Genomic DNA, 14,788 nt, shown 5'->3' with positions numbered 1-14,788 from the left:
GATCGGGTTCAGTCGTCGTGTACTTCCGATCGGGTTGTAGTCGTTGATCGATCGAACTCGCGCCCAGGCGTGCCCGGGACGGGGGTGCCACTCCCGCCTCGAGCACTCTCACGGGCGTTTACGTTTCGGAAAACGAACGGACGCGTCGCTCGCGGCCGGTCGGACGATCCGGTGAGCGACGTGGCGCATGTGACAAACGCGTACGCGGACGGTCTTATCTGTTACGTCTTTCGTCAGCATCGGACGCTCCCGTCGACTCCGATCGAAACGTCCAACTCGTGACAGAACAATTCGCGTAATTTATACGGGAAGCGGTACGTAGAAGCGACTATGACCGATTTCGGATTGAAAGTTCGGATGGCGATCGTCGGATCGATCCTATTCGCGTTCTACATGTTCGTCGGCGCGTTCGGACTGGCGATGTTCGGTCTCGGCGCGTGGCCACTCGTGCTGGCGGGCCTGCTCGTCTTACCCGTAATCCAGTACAAGATCGGGACGTGGTCCGCGACGAGACGGGCCGAGCCGATGCCCGAGGAGGGCCAGTACCAGGATATCCACCGGATGACCGAGTCGCTGTCTCGAGACATGGGCATCAAGAAGCCGAAGCTGATGGTCATGGAGATGGGCGTCCCGAACGCCTTCGCGACCGGTCGAAAGGGCAACGGCGTCGTCGTCGTCTCGACGGAGCTGATGCGGCTGCTCCAGCGCGACGAACTCGAGGGCGTGATCGCCCACGAACTCGCCCACATCAAAAACCGCGACGTCGTCACGATGGTCATCGGCCAATCCATCGGGATGATGGTCGGCTGGGTCGCCTACCTCGTCTACATCATGGGCAACGAGCGCAACTTCGGCAGCATCATCGTCGGGATGATCATCTCGAACATCGCACAGATGCTCGTGATGGTGTTCGTCCTCGCCATCTCGCGCTACCGGGAGTACGTCGCCGACGACGACGCCCGCCAGTACATCGGCAGCGGTGATCCGCTCGCGCGCGCCCTCGAGAAGATCTCGCAGGGGTCGGAAGGCCGCGAGTCCACCCTCGACGACAGCGTGAGTGCGCTCTGTATCTTCAACGCGGACAAGAGCCTCCTGGCGAAACTGTTCGCGACCCACCCGCCGACCGAAAAGCGGATTCAGAAACTACGAAGCTAGCGACGAGACTCGTTCGACCGACGCGACTTTTACGGTAGCCCGTCACAGTATCGACCGTGACTGAAATCCACCCCAACCAGCGCGTCGCCGTCCTCGTCGACGCCCAGAACCTCTATCACACGGCACAGAGCCTCCACAGCCGGAACATCGACTACTCCGCGCTGCTCGAGAAGGCCGTCCAGAACCGCCGGCTGACACGCGCTATCGCCTACGTCATCCGGGCCGAAGCGCCCGAGGAGGAGAGCTTCTTCGACGCGCTCGTCGACATCGGTTTCGAGACGAAGATCAAGGACATCAAGCGCTTCTCGGACGGGACGAAAAAGGCCGACTGGGACGTGGGCATGAGCCTCGACGCGGTCACGCTCGCGAACCACGTCGATACGATGATCCTGTGCACCGGCGACGGCGACTTCTCGCGGCTGTGCTCGCACCTCCGTCACGAGGGCGTCCGGGTCGAGGTGATGGCCTTCGAATCGTCGACCGCCGAAGAACTCATCGACGAAGCGGACACGTTTCTGGACCTGGGCGAACGACACGAAACATTCCTGCTCTAGGTACCTACTGTTCCTGTGGCGTCCGGGCGTCACGTGCCACGCTCGTGAGCACCGCGATCGCACCGATCAGCAGCGCCGTTCCCGCCAGCGCCGCGATCACGCCGGAATCGAGCACCGACGGTCCGAGAAAAGTCAGGCCGCTCACCACGAGGAGCCCGATACCGAGCCCGATCTGCGTGAGATCCATCTGTCTAGCGGATACTCCCTCGCACTATATAACCGCCCTGATTACGGGAGCGATTACGAGCGGCGGCTGAGTCGGTTCGTCGCCGCCGTCGATCGAAGGGCTTTCGCACACGCCGTCCGAACGCAAACGCCATGAGCGAATCAGCCGACGACGTCGAGCCGACCGACGGGCGGGCGGGACTCTCGAACCTCCGGACGATCGCCGACTACCAGTTCGGTGCCGGCGCGGGCAGCGCCCTCTTTCCGCCCGAGGAATCCCTCGCGATCAAACGGACGTCGTCCGGCCGCCCCCAGCAGGTTCACTCCGACGACGGACGAGTCGTCTCCTTCGGCGTCGACGGCCGGTTCACCCTCGGACTCGAGGGTGGCCGTCGCCTCCTCGAGGGACTGGCGGATTCGTCATACCGCGTCGTCGTCGACGACGAGAGCGAGCCGTTCGTCCGTGACGAAAAAAACGTGTTCGCGAAGTTCGTTCTCGCGGTCGATCCCGGCATTCGGCCCGGCGACGAGGTGCTCGTCGTCCACGAGCGCGGGGAGTTGCTCGCCGTCGGACGGGCGGAACTCGACGGTGACGCGATCACCGACTTCGAAACCGGAATGGCGGTCAACGTCCGCGAGGGCGCACCCGCGGACGATCAGTAGCGGCGAGCGCTTCGGATACAAACGCGGCTACTGGAACGTGCGACCGAGCTGGTCCTGTTCCTGAGCAGGTTCGGCCCGATCGAACTCCTCTTCGATCTCTTCGTATCGCTCTCGGGTCTCCGGCGTCACGCTCGGCTGGACCTCTCCGAGGGCGTGTTCGAAGTGCTCCTTGCTGATGCGGACGTTACCGATGGTGTCGGACATTTCCTCGGGGTCGACGGAGTTGATGAACTCTCGACTCGCCGCCATCGACGCCTCGCGACAGACCGCCTCGACGTCGGCGCCGACGTAGCCTTCGGTTTCGCCCGCGAGCCAGTCGAGATCGACCGCGTCCGCGAGCGGTTTGTTTCGGGTGTGGACCTCGAAGATCTTCTTGCGGGCCTCCTCGTCCGGGACGGGAACGTGGACGTGCCTGTCGAGCCGTCCCGGACGGAGCAGCGCCTTGTCGATCAGGTCCGGCCGGTTGGTCGTCGCGATGACGACGACGTCCTCGAGCTCCTCGAGGCCGTCGAGTTCGGTCAGCAGCTGCGAGACGACGCGCTCGCCGACGCCGGAGTCGCTCTGACGCTGGCCGCGCTCGCCCGCGATCGAGTCGATCTCGTCGAAGAAGATCACGGTCGGCGCGTTGGATCGCGCCTTCTCGAAGATCTCCCGGACGCCCTTCTCGGATTCGCCGACGTACTTGTTCAGCAGCTCGGGCCCCTTGATCGAGATGAAGTTCGACTGGGCCTCGTTGGCGACGGCCTTCGCGAGCAGCGTCTTGCCGGTCCCCGGCGGACCGTACATCATGACGCCCTTTGCGGCTTTCATGTCCATGGCCTCGAACACTTCGGGGTAGTCGAGCGGCCACTGGATCGTCTCGCGCAGGCGCTCTTTGGTGTCTTCGAGGCCGCCGACGTCGTTCCAGGTGACGTCCGGCACCTCGACGAACACCTCGCGCATCGCCGAGGGCTGGATGCCCTTGAGCGCCTCCTTCAGGTCGCCTTCGGTGACGTGCAGCGACTCGAGGACGTCCGCGTCGATCTCGTCTTCTTCCAGGTCGAGTTCGGGGCGGATACGCCGGAGCGCGTTCATCGCGCTCTCACGGGTCAGCGACTCGAGGTCCGCGCCGACGAAGCCGTGAGTGTTCTCGGCGTAGCGATCGAGGTCGATCGAGTCCGAAAGCGGCATGCCCCGTGTGTGGACCTGCAGGATCTCCTTGCGGCCGTCCTTGTCGGGGACGCCGATTTCGATCTCGCGGTCGAAGCGCCCGCCGCGTCGCAACGCGGGGTCGATGTCGTCGACGCGGTTGGTCGCGGCGATGACGGTGACGCGCCCGCGCTCTTCTAGCCCGTCCATCAGGGAGAGCAGCTGGGCGACGACGCGGCGTTCGACGTCGCCGCCGGCCTCCTCGCGCTTTGCGGCGATCGAGTCGAGCTCGTCGATGAAGATGATCGCCGGCGCGTTCTCCTCTGCCTCCTCGAAGACCTCGCGCAGCTGCTCTTCGCTCTCGCCGTAGTACTTCGACATGATCTCCGGCCCGGAGATCGTCTCGAAGTAGGCGTCGATCTCGTTGGCGACGGCCTTCGCCATCAGGGTCTTCCCGGTGCCGGGCGGGCCGTGCAACAGGACGCCCTTCGGCGGTTCGATGCCGAGTTGCTGGAACAGTTCGGGGTGGCGCATCGGCAGCTCGATCATCTCGCGAACCTGATCGAGCTCGTCGTCCAGGCCGCCGATGTCCTCGTAGGTGACGTTCGGAACGCCTTCGGCCGACGGACCGCCGCCGGCGCTCACCTGTTCGGCTGGCGTCTCCGAGATCTCGATGCTCGTCGAGTCGGTGATGACCACGGTGCCGCCGGGCGACGTGTTCGCGATCTTCAGGGGCACCGACTGTCCCGAACTCGCCATCGGACCGAACGACAGCGAAAACGGCACCGTCTGTCCTTCGGTGACGGCCTGGCCGGAGAGTTTGTCGCGGACGAGCGGCCCGATGTCCCCTCGAATGCGAAGGTTCTGGGGGAGCGCGACCGTGACGGAGTTGGCCGGTTTGACGTCGGCGGGTTCGACGGTCACGCTGTCGTCGATCCCGACGTCGGCCTCCTGGCGGAGCCGTCCGTCGATCCGGACGATTCCTCGGCCCTCGTCCTCGGGGTAGCCCGGCCAGACGCGAGCGACGGCCTGGCCGTCGCCGCTGCCGGAGAGAACGATGTAGTCCCCGTTCTCGAGATCGAGCTCGCGCATCGAAACGCGGTCGACCGCGGCGAGTCCGCGCCCCGCGTCCTTCTGTTTGAGGGGTTTGACGGTGAGTTTCATGCTTCGGCCTCCAGTTCGACAGTGAGCACGCCGTTTTTCATAAACGTGTGCGCGTCATCTGCCCACTCGGGGAGATCGAACTCGTACTGATCGTCCGCGAGAACGACGATGACGGTGTCGTCGACCAGATCGACCGATGCGTCGGTCTCGGGACCGAAATCGACCGCCAGCAGCGAGCGATCGTCGTACTCGAACCGGCGGACGGGCTGTCCCGCGTTGCGGGTGAATTGATCGATGTTCATGCTATGACTAACTACAGGTAAGTGGTACTAATATATAAATCTTTCGTAGGTGAATTCGAAGACGGCGACACGACGGGTGCGAAAATGACTGTTCGCAGTTCACACCAGCGGATTCGTCAGATGGACTCGCTCGGGTGCCCCCGGGTACCCGAATCCGATCGCCGTGGCGTCCCCATTCCGATCCGTCGATCGAGTCTTTATACAGCTTCCGCTCGTTCGAACAGGTATGTCCACGGTAACTCATCACGGCCGATCGACGGCCTACGACGTCGCCAATCGCGGCGGCGTCGGTCCGCCGATCTGTTTCGTCCACGGAACCGGAAGCTCGCGCGTTCGGTGGCGAGCACAGCACGACCTCGCCGCGAGCAATCCCGTCGTCACGCTCGACTTGAGCGGCCGCGGCGACTCCGACGACGTCGACGCCGCGGCGGGCTACTCGACGCTATCGGCGTACGCCGACGACGTTCTGGCGGTCGTGCGAGCGACCGACGCGCGAGTGCTCGTCGGGAGCTCGCTCGGCGGAGCCGTCATCATACACCTCCTCCTCGAGCGCGAGCTCGAACCCGACGGAATCGTCCTGGTGGGTACCGGCGCCCGACTCGGCGTTCTCGACGATCTTCGCGTCTGGCTCGAGGCCGATTTCGACCGTGCGCTCGAGTTCCTGCACGAACCGGGACACCTCTTTCTCGATCCCGATCCGGAGCTGCGCGATCGATCGATCGAAACCATGCGCGGCGTCGGACAGCGCGTCGTTCGGCGGGACTTCGAAACCTGTCACGCGTTCGACACTCGAGACCACCTCTCCGAGATCGACGTTCCCGCGCTCGCGATCTACGGCGAACGCGACAGGCTCACCCCTCCCTGGTTCCACGAGTATCTCGCCGACGAACTCCCCGACTGCGACGCCGTCGCGGTCGAGGACGCCGCCCACCTGGTGATGCTCGAGCAACCCGACGCGTTCAACGACGTCGTTCGCGACTTTCTGACGGCGATCGACGCGTAATCAGTAGACGTCCTCGAGGTCACCCTCCTCGTGGCTGTGTTCCTCGCCGGGGAACTCGCCGGATTCGACGGCCGAGACGTATTCCTCGACGGCGGACGACATCTCCTCGCGGACCGACCCGAACTGCTTCGAGAACGAGGGCGACCACGAACTCAACCCGACGGCGTCGTCGACGACCAGCACCTGCCCGTCGCAGTCGGGTCCGGCACCGATTCCGATCGTCGGAATCTCGAGGGCGTCGGTCACGTCGGCGGCGAGGTTCGAGGGAACGTGCTCGAGGACGAGCGCGAACGCGCCGGCGTCTTCGTGCGCCCTCGCGAGGTCGAGAATACGCTCTGCACCGTCCTGGTCGGTGCCCTGTCGCGGGTAGCCGCCGTACTGGTTGACGTGCTGTGGCGTCAGTCCGAGATGGGCCATCACCGGAATACCGAGTTGGACCATCCGCTCCGTGAGCGAGACGGTGTGTGGACCGGTTTCGAGTTTGACCGCCTGAGCACCCTCCTCTTTGAGCATCCGGCCGGCGTTTTCGATGCTGTCGGCCTCGTCGACGCCGAACGAGAGAAACGGCATGTCGGCGACGACCAGGGCGTCGTCCGTCGCGCGCACCACGGCACCGACGTGACGAGCCACGTCGTCGACGGTGACCGGCAGGGTCGTCTCGTAACCGAGGCTCGCGTTGCCGAGGCTGTCTCCGACGAGAACGACGTCGACGCCGGCTTCGTCGACGATTTCGGCCGTCGGTGCGTCGTACGCCGTCAGCATCGTGATCGGTTCGTCCCCCGCCTGTGCCCTGATGTCCCGTACCGTTGGCATAGCTCCAGATTCGGCTTCGATCGTTAAACGTCATCGCTCTCCGCCCGGCCGCCTCGAACCGGTGACCCGCGAGGCTTAAGAGGACCGGGTCGGGAGTGTCGGACGTGCCAGAACGCGTCGAAACGACGGATCCCGACGGCGTCGACTTCGGCTGGGTGATGCAGACCACCTTCGTCATCACGATCGTCGTCGGCGCGCCACTCGTTGCCGTCCTGTCGACGGCCGTCGACCTTCCGACCTGGGGGGCTCGAGCGGAGTTTGCGGTCCGCGTCGGTGCTCCGGTCTGGTTCGTCACGGCGCTCGCGGTCTTCGCCTACGCGAAACGGACGCAGGAGGAGTAAGACGGCCCGAGGTTGGAAACGTCGTCCGTCCGCGCCGGTCCAGTTCGCCGTCCGTGACTCCGTCTCACGCGACGTACTCGAAGGCGGTTCCCGCGCGATCGGCCGTTATTTCGTCGGTTCGGGAGTCGCCAACGAACAGGGTTCGACCCGGCGAGGCGTCGAGTTCGTCGACGGCGGTCAACAGCGGTTCCGGGTCCGGTTTCTGCGTCGCGACCGTATCGCGTCCGACGACCGTCTCGACCGCGGTGGCCAGGTCGTGTTCGGTCAGCGCGATCCGACAGGCTCGCTCGCAGTTGAGCGAACAGACGCCGACGGGAACCCTGCGGTCGAGGAGTTCGTCCGCTCGGTCGAGTCGCGGCGCGGTCCTCGCGCCGTCCCGTTCGTACTCCGCGATCGTCGACTCGACGGGCGCTCGCAATCCGAACTCGCCAGCCTCCTCGAGCAGCGTCCAGAGATCCGAACTCGGCGGTTCGACGTCCGCGGACTCGTAGACGGCGAGCACGTCGGTGGCGACGGCACTCCAGTTCACGTCGAGTTCGACGAGCGTTCCATCCAGGTCGTAGACGACGGCGTCGTAATCGGTCACGCCCACCGGTACGATTTCCAGCGAATTATACTGTTCGCAGCCGATCGATCGGCGTCCGGATCCGACGATCGATGGGATCGATCAGCGGTGACCGCAAAAGAGCTCCGTCCGTTGGACAGGGACGTTAGTTCGGTGCGTTGATCAACGGCTCGGCCTCGGTCGCTCCGTTCTCCTCGGCGTCGCCGTTCTCGACCGCGTCGTCGTCAGGATCGACGGGATCCTCCTCGGGTTCCGTCGCGTCCTCGAGCGTGACGACCGCATCGTCGGTCACCGGCTCTCCGGCGAACTCGTACGGCACGTCCTCGAGGCCTTCAGTTTCGACGAAGTCGTACTCCTGGTTATCGTTCGTGTCGCGGTGGGGCATCGCGATCAGCGTCTCGTCCTCCTCGAGTGGCTCTTCGAGCGTCACCTCGACGTTCTCGTGAGTGCCTTCCTCGAGATACTCGGAGACGCCGATGACGCTACCGAACACGTCACCGACGAGCAGGCTGCTGTCGTGGATCACCACGAAGCCGCCGCTGGCCATCGTCACCTCGTCGACCACCACGGTCTCTCCGTCAGTGGCCTGATCCTCGAAGGTCACGTGCGCGGGTTGTGGCTCCTCCTCGGGTTCCTCAGCCGGCTCTTCCTCGGGTTCCTCAACTGGCTCTTCCTCAACCGGTTCTTCCTCAACTGGCTCTTCCTCAACCGGTTCTTCCTCAACCGGCTCTTCCTCAACCGGCTCTTCCTCAACCGGCTCTTCTTCAGGTTCCTCCTCGACAGGCTCCGTTAGCTCGAGGAAGGCGACCTCACCGAACTCGTCGGTCAAGACCATGTGGACGTAATCGCCAGCCTCGAGTTCGTCGGTTTCGATCTCGAAGACGACCTCAGCGGTCTCGTCCGCATCGAGGGACACTTCCTGCGACAGGATCAGGTCACCGTCGATTCGGAACTGGACGTCCTGGGTGGCCTGTTCCTCGCCGGGGTTCGAGACGGTCGCCGTGACGGTGATCGTCTCACCGACCTCGGCCGACTCGGGTGCCTCGAGCGTGTCAACGGTGAACGACTCGGTCGGCTCCTCGACCGGCTCTTCAGGCTCCTCCTCGACCGGTTCCTCAACCGGTTCTTCTTCAACTGGCTCTTCTTCGGGTTCTTCCTCAACTGGTTCTTCCTCAACCGGTTCTTCTTCAACTGGCTCTTCTTCGGGTTCTTCCTCAACTGGTTCTTCCTCAACCGGCTCTTCTTCGATCGGCACCTCCTCGACGTCGATGAACACGAAGATGTCCGCCTGTTCGATCGTGACGTCGAGTCGCTCGTCGGTGAGCGTCTGCTCCGCGGTCAGACCGTCACCGTCGTTCTCGAAGTCGTCATCGTCGTTAGCTTCGAGATCGTCGTCGTTAGCTTCGTCGTCGAGACCGTCGTCGTTGGCCTCGTCGTCGAGACCGTCGTCGTTGACCTCGTCGTCGAGGGCGTCATCGTCGTTCATCTCCTCGTGCGGCAATTCCTCGAGGTCGGCGACGACGACGATCGTCGCTTGCTCGATCGTGACGCTGTGTGCGTCGTCGTCCTCGAGGTCGTCATCGACGTCGTTCTCGAGGTCGGTATCGTCGTTGGCCTCGTCGTCGAGACCGTCGTCGTTGACCTCGTCGTCGAGGTCGTCATCGTCGTTCTCGAAGTCGTCGACCTCGTCGTCATCCATGACGGGTCCGGTGTCGACGTCTTCCGCGACGACGAAGATAGTCGCCTGTTCGACGGTGACGTCCGCGTCTTCGTCGTTCTCGTCGAGGTCGTCATCAACGTCGTTTTCGAGGTCGTTATCGTCGTTAGCCTCGTCGTCGAGACCGTCGTCGTTAGCCTCGTCGTCCCAGTCGACATCCTCGATCACGACGAAGATCGTTGCCTGGCCGACCGTAACTTCGTGGACCTCGTCGTTCTCGTCGAGGTCGTCATCAACGTCGTTCTCGAGGTCGTCGTCGACGTCGTTCTCGAGGTCGTTATCGTCGTTGGCCTCATCGTCGAGACCGTCGTCGTCATCTACTTCGTCGACCTCGTCGTCCTCGTCGTCGAGGAACTCTGTAACGGTCGCCTGTTCGATGGTGACGTCGAGTTCGGCGTCGCTAATCTCGACGTACTCGTCATCGTCGTTGGCCTCGTCGTCGAGGGCGTCATCGTCGTCGAGTTCGTCGTCGTTAACCCCCTCGTCGTCGAGTTCATCGTCGTCTACTCCTTCGTCGTCGAGTTCGTCATCTACCTCGTCCGTGACCTGATCGAAGTCAGTGACCACGTAGATGTCCGCCTGTTCTATCGTTACTGAGTGCGATTCCACGTCATCGACTAGCTCCTCGTCACCGGCGTCAGCGTCGTGCTCGTCGACGGTCGCGGGTGCAGCCCCGGCGACCATCGCCCCGCTCGAGCACACCATCATCAGCGCGGTGAGTACTACGAGTAGCTGATTGCGTGCGTTCATGTTGTGCCGTGAAGGCAACGGCTCAACGTGGTTTCGACGCATAAACCGAGGCAACCATTTCGGGTGGAAACAGGAGCATACGACCGCCAGCCGACGTTAGGCAGAGCATTCACCTCGAGAAAAACGCGATTGTTCGGCCGCGTTACTCGTTGTTCGGGTGTTCGGGCGACTTCGAGGCCGTCGGCTCGTTTCCGGGCAAACAGACCAGGTTCTCGCGTCCGAGACGGAGCTTCGTTATCTGGCCGTCGTCTTCAAGGTCGGCAAGCAATCGACTAACTTTGGCTTTCGACCAGTCGACGGAGTCGACGATCTTCGATTGCTTCATCCGTCCGCCGTTTTCTTTGACGAGTTCGTGCACCCGCTCGCGATCGGTCTTGAACTCATTGATCCGTGTCTCCTGGGAGGTCGCGAGCGAATCTCGTCCCTCGAGTCGGTTTCGTATAACGAGGACGCCGCCGAGTAAAACGAGTGCGACGATACTTGCCAGTGCCACCAGATGCGGATCGTTCCTGATCGCCAGCGGGGACGTCGGTGCGAGTTCGAATACCCGCGATCCGTCAGCCGTGGCGACGACCGTTCCGGTGGCCGTTCCCGTAACCAGGCTGGCGATCGTGGGTCGAAACTGAATATTCATAGCGATGGAGAGCTCGTGTTTCAGTTACTCGTCGTACAGTCGACGCCGCTCACCAAAGTATTTTTCATAGATCACGAATTGGTATTATCTGTCTGTAAGTCACTGGAACTGAACGTTCCGACGAGCTAATTCGGTCGGGAGATCGTGAGACCGCGTCTGGAGGATTCCGTTCGGCCACGGGTTCGAGATAGTCGCCGGCGAACCGATCACCGACGGAGCTGCGTCTGGCGAAAGTCATGTGTTCGTTCGAGAAACGATTCTTCGACGACCCGCATAAACTAGGCAGGACGTTCGAAACGCTTTACACCGATTCTCGCCCGGTTTATCTAGTAATAATATTTTTCACAGACAGTCTGTAGTACTGAGACGTCTGGAAAGCGGCTGCTGACGTTAGGATGAGACAGTCGAACGCCGACGCGCCGAAAGACGCTGGGGAGGATCGTCGCCGCCGTGTCGGCGTGTGGGTCGAACGCGGTCGGGAAAACACGTTGTCGGCTCGAATCGCCCTCGTGCGGTCTGTTGTACCGACGAGCGGTGCAACCACGGCTAACCAGCGGCGACACCGATAATGACGTGTAACGGTCCGTATCAGACGCCGGGAACGCCGACGGCGTCGAACCCGGTCACACCGAGGAACGCGAGCACGTACAGGACGACGAGCACCGACAGCCATGCGACGATCGTGATCGCGGCCGCGTCCACCCATCCGCCGGGGTAGCGTGCGTTGATCACGGCGAGGTAGGCGACGAAGACCAGCAGCGGTCCGAGAAGCGGGATCCACCCGAAAAAGAACCCGACGAGACCCCAGACGATCGCGCCGATCAGTGCGGTGATGATCGCGTACGTGTAGTCTTCTGCGTCAACGATCACTTTCGCGCCCGCGTAGATGCCGAGTGCACCGATCAGCAGGCTGACGGCGAACACAATGAGGCTGTCGATCATACTACTTTCTGAGAGGGGCGATACCGTTAGTTATCTTTCACCTACACGAATCAGTCCCGGACGACGATACGACCGATCCCGACCGCTGGGACGCACAACCGCGGTTACTCGGACGAAATACGCTAGTACCTCCCAAAGGATTATGTGGGTGCCCTCGTCGATCACTCGATCGACGTATCCGACGATCAGGCGACCTGGCTCGCGAGTTCCGTTCCGTCGACCAGTGCTCGGATGCCGGACTCGAGAGTCACGCGAGCCTCGAAGTCGAGTTCGCGTTTCGCCCTGGAGACGTCGGCACCGCTGTGTCTGATGTCGCCCGGTCGCGGATCGCGGTGAACGATAGGCGAAGACGAATCCGTCGCCGTTCGGATCGTCTCTGCGAGTTCTCGGATCGACAGCCGCTCGCCCGTTCCGACGTTGAACGCCGATCCGACCGACTCCGTCGTCGCCGCCCGGACGTTCGCCCGAACGACGTCGCTGACGTGAACGAAGTCGCGCGTCTGTCTTCCGTCGCCCTCGATCGTGATCGGATCGTCCGCCCGCGCTTGCTCGAGAAACGTGGAGATGACGCCGCTGTACGGGCCGCGCTGTCGGGGACCGTAGACGTTGAAATACCGCAACGCGATCGTTGGCAGATCGTACAGCTCCGCGTAGAGGCGCGCGTACTGATCGAGTGCGAGCTTCTGGACGCCGTACGGCGACGTCGGGTTCCGCGACGCGGTTTCGCTGACCGGAAGTTCGTCCGGGTGGCCGTACACCGCGGCGCTCGAGGCGACGACGACGCGGGCGTCCTCCTGGCGCGCTTGCTCCAGGACGAGCAGGCTCGCCTCGAGGTTCGTTCGGTTGGTCGCCCGCGGATCGTCGACGCTCCGGTCGACGCTGACGACCGCCGCGTGGTGAAAGATGACGTCGACGCCGCGAGCCGCCCGCTGGAGCGCGATCGGATCGCCGACGTCGCCGGCGACCACCGTAACGTCTTCGGGGAGGTGCGCCCGGGTGCCGGTCGAGAAGTCGTCCAGCACTCGAACGTCGTTGTGCGGGGCGAGCGCCTCGACGAGATGGCTTCCGATGAAGCCGCCGCCGCCGGTCACGAGCACCGTCCTGTCGCGAATCGCTGGCGAGTCCATTGTTTGCGCGAGGACACCGGGTCCGTTTAGTATGACAGTCGTACCGGCCCGTATCCCGATCCTATCGTCCGTAATTACGTTTTACCGCTCAGTTTCGATCCCGTTCGACGGCGACGGCCGTCCCGGTCGCCGGTCGACGGGTGTGAACGGCGACGGTCTCCGCCAATCGTGCGGAACGCGAACGGCGACCGGCTGCCGGAGCCGATCGGATCGGTCCGATGCGTCGTTGGTCTCGCGCAAGCCGGACCGTCGCGCTCGTCGGTCAACAGAAGCTATATGCACGGCCCTCGGCAACGCCACGCCAATGAGCGTCGATCTCGTCGTTCGCAACTGTACCGTCGTTACCCCGAACGGGCGCTCGCCCGACTCCGGCGTCGCGGTCGAAGACGGAACGATCGTCGCCGTCGGCAGGAGCAATCGACTGCCGGACGGCGACCGCGTCGTCGACGCGGCGGGGAACGTGCTGGTTCCCGGTATCGTCGACTGCCACATCCACAACCGCGAACCCGGTCTCGAATACAAGGAAGACTGGAGGTCCGCGACGCGGGCGGCCGCCGCGGGCGGCGTGACCACGGTCGTCGGGATGCCCAACACCGATCCCGTGATCGACCGACCCGAACACCTGGAGTTGAAGTTCGATCGGGGTGAGGCGTCGGCTCACGTCGACTTCCAGAGTTACGCGGTCGTCACCTCCGAAAACCTCGATCTGATTCCGGATCTCGACGAAGCCGGCGCGCTGGGGTTCAAGATCTTTCTCGGATCGACGGTCGGAGACGTTCCGCCGCCGAACGACGGCGAGGTGCTCGAGGCGATGGAGCGTATTCGCGAAACCGGCAAACGGCTCGGGTTTCACGAGGAAAACGGCGAGATCGTCGACCACTACACGGAGCGATTCAAAACGGAGGGACGCAATCGGCCGATCGATCACGCCCACTCGAGGCCAGTGATCGCCGAGCGTGAAGCCGTCGAGCGGACGATCACCTTCGCTGCGGAGACGGGCACGAAGATCCACATGTTCCACGTCTCCTCGGGTGCCGCCGCCGAGGCCGTCGCCCGCGGCAAAGCGCGCGGCGTCGACGTCACCGCCGAGACGACCCCCCACTACCTCTGGTTCACGGAGGACGTGCTCCGCGAGAAGGGTAACGTCGCTCGCGTTCAGCCGCCGATTCGCGACGCCGACGAGCGAGAGCGCCTCTGGGCGATCGGAATCGACGACGGCGCGATCGACTGTATCGCGACCGACCACGCTCCTCACACTCCCGAGGAAAAAGGCGTCGACGACCCCTTCGCGGACACCTGGGAGTCGATCTCCGGCTTCGTCGGCCTCGAGACCGAGGTGCCGGCGATGCTCACGTTCGTCGACCGGGGACGACTCACCATAGAAGAGTGGGTCCGTCGCCACTCGACCCGTCCGGCCCAGGTCTGGGGAATGTACCCGAGGAAGGGATCGTTGCAGATCGGCACGGACGCGGATCTGACGATCGTCGATCCCGACGCCGAGTGGACGCTCGAGGACCGACGCGACCTCCACTCGAAACACTGCGTGACGCCGTTCGAGGGCGAGTCGTTCACCGGCAAAACGGTCGCAACGATCGTCCGCGGCGAGGTCGTCTACGAGAACGGCGACGTCGTCGGCGACTCGGGGTACGGAACTCGCGTCGACGTCGACGAGTGAGACGGATTACTGTACCGATGTACCGGTGCACCCGTCGCCCGCGTCGCGGGTGCACCGGAAATGACTTGCAGTTAACCGTATGAGACGGACTCTTGTCAGCTGATACCTGCAACCCCAGGACGGTCGCGGCTGGACCGGAAAACCGTTTCG

15 protein-coding genes are annotated in these 14,788 nt (G+C 63.5%); 6 read left to right on the top strand and 9 right to left on the bottom strand.

Features of this window, described 5'->3' with window-relative positions:
- Positions 1-330: 330 nt before the first annotated feature.
- Both EA472_RS10195 and EA472_RS10190 read left to right on the top strand, forming a co-directional pair.
- Complete coding sequence (locus tag EA472_RS10195) at positions 331-1,155, top strand: M48 family metallopeptidase (protein WP_124191413.1); 825 nt, start codon at positions 331-333, stop codon at positions 1,153-1,155.
- 56 nt (positions 1,156-1,211) lie between these two features.
- A complete protein-coding gene (locus EA472_RS10190) occupies positions 1,212-1,709 on the top strand; it encodes a LabA-like NYN domain-containing protein (protein WP_124191412.1) in 498 nt (165 codons plus the stop codon).
- A gap of 4 nt (positions 1,710-1,713) precedes the next feature.
- Here EA472_RS10190 and EA472_RS10185 read toward each other — a convergent pair whose 3' ends face one another.
- Positions 1,714-1,896: a hypothetical protein gene (locus EA472_RS10185; RefSeq protein ID WP_124191411.1), complete on the bottom strand. Its 183-nt coding sequence runs from the start codon at positions 1,894-1,896 to the stop codon at positions 1,714-1,716.
- A gap of 131 nt (positions 1,897-2,027) precedes the next feature.
- Between EA472_RS10185 and EA472_RS10180 the strand changes: the two genes are divergently transcribed.
- A complete protein-coding gene (locus EA472_RS10180; RefSeq protein WP_124191410.1) occupies positions 2,028-2,537 on the top strand; it encodes a PUA domain-containing protein in 510 nt (169 codons plus the stop codon).
- Positions 2,538-2,564: 27 nt separating this feature from the next.
- Here the strand turns inward: EA472_RS10180 and EA472_RS10175 are convergent, their stop codons facing one another.
- On the bottom strand, positions 2,565-4,829 hold the full coding sequence (locus EA472_RS10175; RefSeq protein ID WP_124191409.1) for a CDC48 family AAA ATPase: 2,265 nt from the start codon (positions 4,827-4,829) through the stop codon (positions 2,565-2,567).
- Positions 4,826-5,071: a DUF7127 family protein gene (locus EA472_RS10170; protein WP_124191408.1), complete on the bottom strand. Its 246-nt coding sequence runs from the start codon at positions 5,069-5,071 to the stop codon at positions 4,826-4,828. Before EA472_RS10170 ends, EA472_RS10175 begins: the two co-directional genes overlap by 4 nt.
- Before the next feature lie 226 nt (positions 5,072-5,297).
- Here EA472_RS10170 and EA472_RS10165 point away from each other — a divergent pair, with 226 nt between their 5' ends.
- Positions 5,298-6,074 (top strand): alpha/beta fold hydrolase, encoded by a 777-nt coding sequence (locus EA472_RS10165; protein ID WP_124191407.1) that lies wholly within the window; start codon positions 5,298-5,300, stop codon positions 6,072-6,074.
- Here EA472_RS10165 and panB read toward each other — a convergent pair whose 3' ends face one another.
- Complete coding sequence (panB, locus tag EA472_RS10160) at positions 6,075-6,887, bottom strand: 3-methyl-2-oxobutanoate hydroxymethyltransferase (protein ID WP_124191406.1); 813 nt, start codon at positions 6,885-6,887, stop codon at positions 6,075-6,077.
- A gap of 104 nt (positions 6,888-6,991) precedes the next feature.
- On the opposite strand from panB, the gene EA472_RS10155 reads away from it, so the two are divergent.
- Complete coding sequence (locus EA472_RS10155; protein WP_124191405.1) at positions 6,992-7,228, top strand: DUF5822 domain-containing protein; 237 nt, start codon at positions 6,992-6,994, stop codon at positions 7,226-7,228.
- 64 nt (positions 7,229-7,292) lie between these two features.
- Here the strand turns inward: EA472_RS10155 and EA472_RS10150 are convergent, their stop codons facing one another.
- The 5 genes from EA472_RS10150 to EA472_RS10130 all read right to left on the bottom strand — a co-directional run bounded on the left by EA472_RS10150 (position 7,293) and on the right by EA472_RS10130 (position 12,963).
- On the bottom strand, positions 7,293-7,814 hold the full coding sequence (locus EA472_RS10150; protein WP_124191404.1) for an HAD family hydrolase: 522 nt from the start codon (positions 7,812-7,814) through the stop codon (positions 7,293-7,295).
- Between the two features lie 124 nt (positions 7,815-7,938).
- The gene (locus tag EA472_RS10145; protein WP_124191403.1) at positions 7,939-10,260 is read right to left on the bottom strand and encodes a DUF7282 domain-containing protein; all 2,322 of its coding nucleotides are present in this window, start codon (positions 10,258-10,260) and stop codon (positions 7,939-7,941) included.
- 142 nt (positions 10,261-10,402) lie between these two features.
- Positions 10,403-10,894 carry a helix-turn-helix transcriptional regulator gene (locus EA472_RS10140; protein WP_124191402.1) on the bottom strand — a complete coding sequence of 164 codons (492 nt, stop codon included), beginning with the start codon at positions 10,892-10,894 and terminating at the stop codon, positions 10,403-10,405.
- 588 nt (positions 10,895-11,482) lie between these two features.
- Positions 11,483-11,836, bottom strand: a complete 354-nt coding sequence (locus EA472_RS10135) for a hypothetical protein (protein ID WP_124191401.1) — start codon at positions 11,834-11,836, stop codon at positions 11,483-11,485.
- Between the two features lie 185 nt (positions 11,837-12,021).
- On the bottom strand, positions 12,022-12,963 hold the full coding sequence (locus EA472_RS10130) for an NAD-dependent epimerase/dehydratase family protein (RefSeq protein WP_124191400.1): 942 nt from the start codon (positions 12,961-12,963) through the stop codon (positions 12,022-12,024).
- Positions 12,964-13,267: 304 nt separating this feature from the next.
- On the opposite strand from EA472_RS10130, the gene allB reads away from it, so the two are divergent.
- Positions 13,268-14,638, top strand: coding sequence for an allantoinase AllB (allB, locus tag EA472_RS10125; RefSeq protein ID WP_124191399.1), 1,371 nt, complete (start codon positions 13,268-13,270; stop codon positions 14,636-14,638).
- The last annotated feature ends 150 nt before the right edge of the window (positions 14,639-14,788 follow it).

Origin of the sequence: Natrarchaeobius oligotrophus (assembly GCF_003841465.1) — an archaeon.
Classification (GTDB): domain Archaea; phylum Halobacteriota; class Halobacteria; order Halobacteriales; family Natrialbaceae; genus Natrarchaeobius; species Natrarchaeobius oligotrophus.
Note: the sequence above shows the minus strand (reverse complement) of the source record. Positions and strands in the feature narration are given on the sequence as shown.

Excerpts from the sequence above, each read along its gene's own strand:
- EA472_RS10195 (WP_124191413.1), top strand. The coding sequence starts at position 331 with ATGACCGATTTCGGATTGAAAGTTCGGATGGCGATCGTCGGATCGATC.
- EA472_RS10185 (WP_124191411.1), bottom strand. The coding sequence starts at position 1,896 with ATGGATCTCACGCAGATCGGGCTCGGTATCGGGCTCCTCGTGGTGAGC.
- EA472_RS10180 (WP_124191410.1), top strand. The coding sequence starts at position 2,028 with ATGAGCGAATCAGCCGACGACGTCGAGCCGACCGACGGGCGGGCGGGA.
- EA472_RS10175 (WP_124191409.1), bottom strand. The coding sequence starts at position 4,829 with ATGAAACTCACCGTCAAACCCCTCAAACAGAAGGACGCGGGGCGCGGA.
- EA472_RS10170 (WP_124191408.1), bottom strand. The coding sequence starts at position 5,071 with ATGAACATCGATCAATTCACCCGCAACGCGGGACAGCCCGTCCGCCGG.
- EA472_RS10165 (WP_124191407.1), top strand. The coding sequence starts at position 5,298 with ATGTCCACGGTAACTCATCACGGCCGATCGACGGCCTACGACGTCGCC.
- panB (WP_124191406.1), bottom strand. The coding sequence starts at position 6,887 with ATGCCAACGGTACGGGACATCAGGGCACAGGCGGGGGACGAACCGATC.
- EA472_RS10145 (WP_124191403.1), bottom strand. The coding sequence starts at position 10,260 with ATGAACGCACGCAATCAGCTACTCGTAGTACTCACCGCGCTGATGATG.
- EA472_RS10140 (WP_124191402.1), bottom strand. The coding sequence starts at position 10,894 with ATGAATATTCAGTTTCGACCCACGATCGCCAGCCTGGTTACGGGAACG.
- EA472_RS10135 (WP_124191401.1), bottom strand. The coding sequence starts at position 11,836 with ATGATCGACAGCCTCATTGTGTTCGCCGTCAGCCTGCTGATCGGTGCA.
- EA472_RS10130 (WP_124191400.1), bottom strand. The coding sequence starts at position 12,963 with ATGGACTCGCCAGCGATTCGCGACAGGACGGTGCTCGTGACCGGCGGC.
- allB (WP_124191399.1), top strand. The coding sequence starts at position 13,268 with ATGAGCGTCGATCTCGTCGTTCGCAACTGTACCGTCGTTACCCCGAAC.